The sequence below is a fragment of the Armatimonadota bacterium genome (assembly GCA_031459715.1).
Lineage (GTDB): Bacteria > Sysuimicrobiota > Sysuimicrobiia > Sysuimicrobiales > Humicultoraceae > Humicultor > Humicultor tengchongensis.
The window spans coordinates 1-8099 of sequence record JAVKIA010000015.1 but is presented as its reverse complement, the minus strand read 5'-3'; the positions used below and the strand labels follow the sequence as shown (position 1 = coordinate 8099).

Genomic DNA, 8099 nt, shown 5'->3' with positions numbered 1-8099 from the left:
GACCGCCTGCGTTTTCGCCACTCCGCCCCGCGGCCTCACGGTGCGCTGACCCGGACCCTTCCCGTGCCCGCCGCCACGTCGACCTGTGCAGTCGCCCCGCCAGCGGCGAACCTCAGGCGGGCGGCCGCAGACGCTGCGCCCGAGGGCTGGAAGGTCACCAGGTCGCTGCCGGTGACCGCGATCCCCTCCGGCAGGCTCTTGGGGAAGTCTGGCTCCGGCGCGCCGCCCTGGGGCGCGACCGTGTATGCGGTGTACGGACCTCCGGGGGGTGCGAAGGAGACCACGTACGGCATCCGGCGGGCGATGGCCAGGCGGCGGGCCAGGACTAGGTCGGCGGCCACCTGCCGAGCGGTCGTCTCCACGCCGAGCTCCTCCGGCGCGAACAGCTGCGGCAGCGCCACGACCAGCAAGATGGCCAGAAGGCCCACAACCACCAGCAGCTCCAGGAAGGAGAAGCCGCCAGGGCGCACCGGTACCTTCACACCCGGAGGCCGCCCCTGTGAAGAGACCGCGGTCGCCCGGCCTCGAGGCTACGGGCCGTGGCCGCTGGAGCTGCTGGCGTCGTGGTTGACGCCGCCCGCGCTCAATTGCACCCGGCACAGGGTGGCGTCATACGTGGTGCCGTACGCTGCACTGCTGCCGGTCCACGGGTCGGTGGGCGCGCCGTCCGGGAAGTAGGTGGTGTCGGCCAGGAACTCGGTAAACGTCGTCCCGGGCTCGGCCGCCACCGGGCAGCTCCCGTTGTTGCGGAACCGGTAGAGCGCCAGCGCCGCGTTGATGGCCCGGACGTTGGCCCGGTCCACCTGTCGCCGCGCGTCGTTCTCCGCCCCGAAGTAGTTGGGCAGCGCCACCAGGACCAGGATCCCCAGCAGCAGCACCACCGCCAGCACCTCGACGAATGTGAAGCCGCCTTCACCAGACCATTGCCGCATCCTCCATCCCTCCTTGCTGTACTGTTGGTGCGTTACAAAGGCAGGCATGGTTGCTGGCTGAGAGACTCTGCCAGACCGTGCAATGAGGGAACCACCCTCCTTACCGGTTGGTGTCGCCTCCCCATCGGCTGCTCATGACCTCCTCCGGTCCTTCAGCGCACCAACGCCCGGGACAGGCCGAAGATGGGCAGGTACAGCGCCAGGAGAATTGCCCCGATGACCCCGCCCAGCAGCAGGGTCAGCGCCGGCTCCAGGAACGTGAGGAGGCGGCGCATGCATAGCTCGAATTCCCGGTCCAAGACTGCGCCGGCGCGCTGCAGCATCTCGTCCAGCCGGCCGGACTCCTCCCCCAGCGCCACCATTCGTACGACCATTGGCGGGAACATTCCGGTCTGGCGCAGGGAGTCGCCCAGCCGGCACCCGCCGCTGACACGAGCTGCCAGCTCGCGTATGGCGGTGCGAAAGTCCGCTGTCCCCACCGCTTCCCCGGCCACCTCCAGCGCCGTCAGCACGGGGACACCGCTTTGCAGCATCGCCCCCAGGGCGTGGACGAAGCGGGAGAGGGCGACGGTCCGGGCCAGCGAGGCCGCCTGGGGCAGCCGCAGGACCAGGCGCCGGGCCGGCCCGGCGATGGTCTCCCACAGCGCCCGCCGCGCAGGCGGCAGCAGGATCGCTGCTCCGGCCAGGGCGGCCAGAGGGAGGTTGTGGCGGAAGAGGGTGCTGCTGGCCACCAGGGCCCGGGTCGCCAGGGGGAGGCGCGCTCCGCTGTTGCGGTAGACCCGGTCGAAAGCGGGGATGATGAAGGTGAGGAAGACGACCACGACGATCCCCGCCAGGGCCAGGACCAGTCCCGGGTAGACCAGCGCCTCCCGCACCCGGCGGCGGAACTCCTGATCCCGCTCCAGGTAGGCGGCCAGCCGGCCCAGGGCCTCGTCCAGCCGGCCGCTCAACTCGCCGTTGCGCACGATTCCCACATAGAGGGCGGGAAAGAGGTCGGGATAGCCCCCCAGGGCCGCAGAAAGGCTCTTTCCTTCCTTGATGTCCTGCGCCAGGTCCCACAGGATGCTGCGCGTCCCGGGATCCTCCGTCTGCTCCGCCAGGGTATCCAGGGCGGGAGAGAGAGGCACGCCGGCTGCCAGCAGCATAGCCAGGTGGTGCGTCAGCAGGGCGACCTCCGCCGGCTGGGGACGACGAGGGCCGCGCCACAGGCCAGCGCCCGCGATGCGCAGCGAGGTGACGTAGAGCCCCTGCTCCCGCAACCGCGCCCGGGCGCGGGCGGCGTCCTCTGCCTCCACCTGCCCCCTGACCAGCAGGCCCCGCGCGTCGCGGCTGAGGTACTCGTAGGTGGGCATCATCCCTCCTCCGCCAGGAGCAGGCGGCGGTACTCCTCGGTGCTGGTAATCCCTTCCAGGACCTTGCGCCGCGCCGACTCCTGCAGCGTCTGCATGCCCGCGGCCACAGCAGTCGCCTGCAGTGCGCTGGCCGGCCGGCGCTGCAGGACCAGTTCGCGGAGGTCCTCGGTCATGGCCATGATCTCGAAGATGCCAGTGCGTCCCTTGTAGCCCAGGTCTCCGCACTCGGGACAACCTGCGGGCCGGAAGAGGCGCGGGTGCTCCCCCTGGCCCCGCAGCATCTCCGCCTCCTCGGCGCTGGCCCTGCCCCGCCGTCGGCAGGCAGTGCAGAGAACCCGGAGGAGCCGTTGACCCACCACCGCCAGGACCGAAGAGGTCAGCAGGTAGGGCTCCATGCCCATGTCCAGCAGGCGCACCAGGGCACCGGCGGCGTGGCTGGTGTGGAGCGTGGACAGTACCAGGTGGCCGGTGAGGGCGGCCTGGACGGCGATGGTGGCGGTTTCAGCATCGCGGATCTCCCCCACCATGACCACGTCGGGGTCCTGCCGCAGGATGGCCCGCAGTCCCAGGCCGAAGGTCACCCCCGCCTTCTCCCGCACCGGGATCTGGGTAATCCCCGGCAGGCGGTACTCCACCGGATCCTCAATGGTCATGATGTTGCGGGTGCGGGCGTTGATGTGGCGCAGGGCGGCATAGAGGGTGGTGGTCTTGCCGCTGCCGGTGGGTCCGGTGACCAGGAGCATCCCGTGGGGTCGGGCCAGCAGACGCTCCAGGACAGCCTGCTGCTGGGGGAAGAGGCCGAGCCGCTCCAGGCCCAGCAGGACCTGTTGAGTGTTCAGCAACCGGACGGCGGCGCGCTCCCCGTAGGCGGTGCCCACCGTAGCCAGGCGCAAGTCGTACTGCCGCCCCTCGATCTCCAGGAGGATGCGGCCGTCCTGGGGCCGCAGACGCTCTGCGATGTCCACGCCGGCAAGGACCTTCAGACGGGAGATCACCGCGCCGGCCACCCCCGGGGGCAGGGTCGCCTTGTCGTGCAGGAGCCCGTCCACCCGCATCCTAACCCGAGCCTGATCGGCATCCGGCTCGATGTGGATGTCCGTGGCTCCAATGCGCACCGCGTCTCCCAGGATGGAGTTAAGCACCCGCACCACGGGCGGAGCGTCGGCCGCCTCGGTCACCACGGTCGCCGCGCCGGGCGGGCTGTCGGGCTCCTCGGGCACCGCCAGAAGGCTCTCCCCGACCCGCCGCCGCACGTCCAGGTACCTGGTTACCGCCCAGTCGAAGTCGCGCTCCGTGGTGAGGAAAGGGCGGACCCGCCCCCCGAGCATCCGCGCCACCGTGTCGATGGCCAAGACATCCGTGGGGTCCAGCATGGCCAGGTGGACCTCCTGCCGCACGCGGGCCACAGGCACGACCTTGTGCTGCAGGATCACCCACTCCGGCAGCTCCCGCACCAGCTTCTCGTCGATGGGGTACGTGGACAGGTTGAGGTAGGGGACGCCCCGCTGCGCCTCCAGCATCTGCCCCAGGGCCTGCTTGCTCACGTACCCCCGGTCGACCAGGATGCGCCCCAGCCGCTCCCCGGTCTGCTGCTGCTCGGCCAGCGCCTCCTGGAGCTGGGCTTCGCTGATCAGGCCGGCGTCCACCAGCATGTGCCCCAGGAGCCTCCGCCGCGGGGCCGGGCTGTAGCGCACCTGGCCATCCTCCCCGCTGGTGCGGATGAGGTTGCCCAGCAGGACCAGGCTCTCCAGCTCGGCCTCGACCTCCGCTACCGACACGGCCAGGCTCGCGGCCAGGCTCGCCGCCGTCACCTGGTCCCGGTCGCCGGCGTGGTCGTCCAGCAGTGCGAGGAGCCGCCGCTGCAGGGGGGAACCCGCCGTGCGTGCGGTCTTCGCCATTGTGTCTCCCTGGCGCCAAGGGGGAGCAGCATCGGCGTGGATGCCCTCCCCGATGCCCGGACGTAAGCGGGAGCTCCTGCCCCAAGCTGCCCCCCGGGTTCTCACAAGGTTATAGCCAAGTGCCCCGGGATTTAGACCTCCCCCGTATCCGGCTGCCCCCCAGGGCTTCCCCGAACGGCTCTTCAACTAGCAGGCAGGGGTCTTTGACATCCCCGGAAGCGGGTGCTATCCTTCGTAAGGTTGAGCGATGGCCGCCACGCTTCCGCCCCTGGAGCAGATCCGGGCCGCCGAGGCGCGGGCGGTTGGCGCCAGCCAGACGGCCAAGGCGGTTCGCGGGGGGCGGGCGCGGCTGGTCCTGGTGGCGCGAGATGCCGACCGGAAGGTGACCGAGCCGGTTATCCGCGCCGCTCAGGAGCGGGGAGTGCCCCTCGTGGAGGTGGACTCCATGCGGGAGCTGGGCCGGGCCTGCGGGATTGCCGTGGGCGCGGCTGCGGCCGCGGTGCTGGAGCCGCCGACGCCGCCGGGGGCGTAGCGCGACAATCGGGGCTCTCCAGCGCGTAGCCTCTACTTAGGTCCCCGGAGAGTACCTGGGATGCGCCGCAGGGCACCATCTCCGGTGCCTCGTATGGCGCAGGCTCTATAGCGGCGGAGAAGGCTTGCGATAATCCGGCGCCACCGCGCCGGACATCGCGCGGCGGTGATCGCCCTCTTCCCCCGTGGCGGAGGGCTTCTATGTGTGCGGCGGCAGGCCGCCGCATGAAGTGTGGAAGGAGGAGAGGATGCCGACAACTGCGCAGCTGGTGCGGTTGGGCCGCCAGCGGACACCACCGCGGACCAAGTCCCCGGCCCTGGCCGGGAATCCGCAGCGGCGTGGGGTGTGCATTCAGGTGAAGACCACCACCCCGAAGAAGCCCAATTCCGCGCTGCGCAAGATCGCCCGGGTGCGGCTGACCACGGGCAAGGAGGTCACCGCGTACATCCCCGGCATCGGGCACAACCTGCAGGAGCACTCGGTGGTGCTGGTCCGGGGGGGTCGGGTGCGTGATCTCCCCGGCATCCGCTACCACATCATCCGGGGCACGCTGGATGCGGCCGGGGTTGCGGAGCGGCGGCGCGGACGCTCCAAGTACGGGGCCAAGCGCCCCAAGAAGGCGTAGGGCGAGGGAGGCAGCATGCCCAGAAAGGGACCGGCTCCCCGGCGGGTGATCCCCCCTGACCCCCTGTACGGCAACGTAACCGTGCAGCGGCTGATCAACAAGGTGATGCAGCGGGGGAAGAAGAGCCTGGCCGAGCGCATCGTCTATGCGGCACTGGACGAGGTGAAGAGCAAGTCGGGCCAGGACCCGGTCAAGGTGCTGGACAAGGCCCTGGGCAACGTCATGCCTCTGCTGGAGGTGCGGCCGCGGCGCGTGGGCGGAGCCACCTACCAGGTGCCCATTGAGGTGCGGCCGGAGCGGCGGCTCTCCCTGGGCCTTCGCTGGCTGACGGAATTCGCCCGCCAGCGGCGAGACCGTCGGGGCATGCCGGCCAAGCTGGCGGCGGAGATTCTGGACGCTTCGGTGGGCCAGGGGGGCGCGGTGAAGAAGCGCGAGGACACCCACCGCATGGCCGAGGCCAACAAGGCCTTCGCCCACTATCGCTGGTGACCGCGGTGCAGCAGAACCGAGACGAGGACAGACCTTGGCAACGACGCTGATGGCCGTGACGCCGGTCGGACTGGAGAAAACCAGGAACATCGGGATCGTCGCCCACATCGACGCGGGCAAGACGACCACCACCGAGCGTATCCTCTTCTACACGGGACGGGTGCACCGCATCGGCGAGGTGGACGAGGGCTCGGCCACCATGGACTGGATGGTCCAGGAGCGGGAGCGGGGCATCACCATCACCTCGGCGGCGACCACCTGCACCTGGCGCGGGCACCGCATCAACATCATCGATACCCCCGGGCATGTGGACTTCACCGTGGAGGTGGAGCGCTCGCTGCGGGTGCTGGACGGGGCGGTGGTCCTGGTCACGGCCGTGGAGGGGGTGCAGCCGCAGTCGGAGACGGTGTGGCGCCAGGCCGACCGCTACCGTGTGCCGCGTATCGTCTTCGTCAACAAGATGGACCGCAGCGGCGCCGACTTCCTGCGCGTGGTGCAGATGCTGCGGGAGCGCCTGGGGGCGCATCCGGTGCCCGTGCAGCTGCCCATCGGCGCAGAGGATGGCTTCCGCGGCGTGGTGGACCTGATCCGGTTCAAGTCCATCATCTACCTGGACGACCTGGGAACGCGCTCCGACGAGACGGAGATCCCCCCGGAGCTATGGGGGCTGGCGCAGCGGCTGCGGGAGGAGCTGGTGGAGGCGGCGGTGGAGCAGGACGAGGAGCTGCTGCACCGCTACCTGGAGGGCTGGCCCATCGGCGAGGAGGAGATCCGCCGCGGGCTGCGCCGGGGCACCCTGAGCTCTGCGCTGGTGCCGGTGCTCTGCGGCTCCGCCTTCCGCAACAAGGGGGTGCAGCCCCTGCTGGACGCCATCATTGACTTCCTGCCCTCACCCCTGGACCTGCCGCCGGTGCGGGGGGTCGACCCGCGCAGCGGCCAGCCGGCTCTGCGGCAGCCCCGTGAGGACGCGCCCTTTGCTGCACTGGCCTTCAAGATCGTCACCGATCCATACGTGGGCAAGCTGACTTATTTCCGCGTCTATTCCGGGCGCCTGGAGGCCGGGTCGTACGTCTATAACGCCAACAAGGGGGCGCGGGAGCGGGTCTCCCGCATCCTGCAGATGCACGCCAACCACCGGGAGGACATCCCCGCGGTCTCCGCGGGGAACGTGGTGGCGGCGGTGGGGCTGCGCCTGACCACTACCGGCGACACCCTCTGCGACGAGGGCGCGCCGGTAGTCCTGGAAGCCATGCAGTTCCCCGAGCCGGTGATCGCCGTGGCGGTGGAGCCGAAGACCAAGGCCGACGAGGACCGCCTCACCGCCTCTCTGGCCAAGCTGGCGGAGGAGGACCCTACCTTCAAGGTGCGCTTTGACCCCGAGACAGGTCAGACCCTCATCTCCGGCATGGGTGAGCTGCACCTGGAGATCATCGTCGACCGGCTGCTGCGGGAGTTCAAGGTGGAGGCCAACGTGGGCCGGCCCCAGGTGGCCTACAAAGAGACGGTGCGGCAGGCCGCCCGGGCCGAGGGGCGGTACGTGCGCCAGACCGGCGGCCGCGGCCAGTACGGCCATGTGGTGCTGCAGGTGGAGCCGCTGCCCCGGGGCGGCGGGTACGAGTTCGTGGACCGGATCAGCGGAGGGCGCATCCCCCGGGAGTTCATCCCCGCCGTGCAGGCAGGTGTCCGCGAGGCGGCGGAGAGCGGCATCCTGGCCGGGTATCCCGTGGTGGACGTCCGCGTGCTGCTGCTGGATGGTTCCTACCATGAGGTAGACAGCAGCGAGATGGCCTTCAAGATCGCGGCCTCCCAGGGGTTCAAGGAGGCGGTGCAGCGGGCACAGCCGGTGCTGCTGGAGCCCATCATGCGCGTGGAGGTGATCACCCCCGAGCCGTACATGGGGGAGGTGATCGGCGACCTAAACGCCCGCCGCGGCCGCATCGTGGCCATGGAGCAGCAGGGGACCTCGCGGCTGGTCCGGGCTCTGGTGCCGCTGGCGGAGATGTTTGGCTACGCCACGGCGCTGCGCTCCGCCACCCAGGGGCGGGCCACCTATACCATGGAACCCTCGCACTACGAAGAGGTTCCCCCGGCCATGGCGGAGGCCATCCGCGGTCAGGCCGTGGGGGCAGGGCAGTGAGCAGGATGCACTCGATGGTGGAGGACGGAGATGGCCAAGCCCAGGTTTGAGCGGACGAAGCCGCACGTGAACGTAGGGACCATTGGGCACGTGGACCATGGGAAGACCACGTTGACGGCGGCGATCACCCATGC

At 70.3% G+C, this 8099-nt stretch carries 9 protein-coding genes; 5 read left to right on the top strand and 4 right to left on the bottom strand.

All coding sequences use genetic code 11. The annotated features are described in order from the left end of the window. Positions 1 to 35: 35 nt before the first annotated feature. The 4 genes from QN152_07330 to QN152_07315 form a co-directional block, all read right to left on the bottom strand. Complete coding sequence (locus QN152_07330; protein MDR7539330.1) at positions 36 to 470, bottom strand: GspH/FimT family protein; 435 nt, start codon at positions 468 to 470, stop codon at positions 36 to 38. Between the two features lie 60 nt (positions 471 to 530). After that, positions 531 to 932, bottom strand: a complete 402-nt coding sequence (locus QN152_07325) for a prepilin-type N-terminal cleavage/methylation domain-containing protein (protein MDR7539329.1) — start codon at positions 930 to 932, stop codon at positions 531 to 533. Positions 933 to 1084: 152 nt separating this feature from the next. Further along, a complete protein-coding gene (locus QN152_07320) occupies positions 1085 to 2287 on the bottom strand; it encodes a type II secretion system F family protein (protein ID MDR7539328.1) in 1203 nt (400 codons plus the stop codon). Further along, positions 2284 to 4182: a GspE/PulE family protein gene (locus QN152_07315; GenBank protein MDR7539327.1), complete on the bottom strand. Its 1899-nt coding sequence runs from the start codon at positions 4180 to 4182 to the stop codon at positions 2284 to 2286. Before QN152_07315 ends, QN152_07320 begins: the two co-directional genes overlap by 4 nt. A 247-nt stretch (positions 4183 to 4429) precedes the next feature. Here QN152_07315 and QN152_07310 point away from each other — a divergent pair, with 247 nt between their 5' ends. The 5 genes from QN152_07310 to QN152_07290 all read left to right on the top strand — a co-directional run. Further along, the gene (locus tag QN152_07310; GenBank protein MDR7539326.1) at positions 4430 to 4714 is read left to right on the top strand and encodes a ribosomal L7Ae/L30e/S12e/Gadd45 family protein; all 285 of its coding nucleotides are present in this window, start codon (positions 4430 to 4432) and stop codon (positions 4712 to 4714) included. 247 nt (positions 4715 to 4961) lie between these two features. Then, positions 4962 to 5339 carry a 30S ribosomal protein S12 gene (rpsL, locus tag QN152_07305; protein MDR7539325.1) on the top strand — a complete coding sequence of 126 codons (378 nt, stop codon included), beginning with the start codon at positions 4962 to 4964 and terminating at the stop codon, positions 5337 to 5339. A gap of 15 nt (positions 5340 to 5354) precedes the next feature. Beyond that, complete coding sequence (gene rpsG, locus QN152_07300; GenBank protein MDR7539324.1) at positions 5355 to 5828, top strand: 30S ribosomal protein S7; 474 nt, start codon at positions 5355 to 5357, stop codon at positions 5826 to 5828. Positions 5829 to 5877: 49 nt separating this feature from the next. Next, positions 5878 to 7965, top strand: a complete 2088-nt coding sequence (gene fusA / locus QN152_07295) for an elongation factor G (GenBank protein ID MDR7539323.1) — start codon at positions 5878 to 5880, stop codon at positions 7963 to 7965. Between the two features lie 30 nt (positions 7966 to 7995). Next, positions 7996 to 8099 (top strand): GTP-binding protein (locus QN152_07290; protein MDR7539322.1); only part of this gene is annotated, 104 nt, incomplete at its 3' end.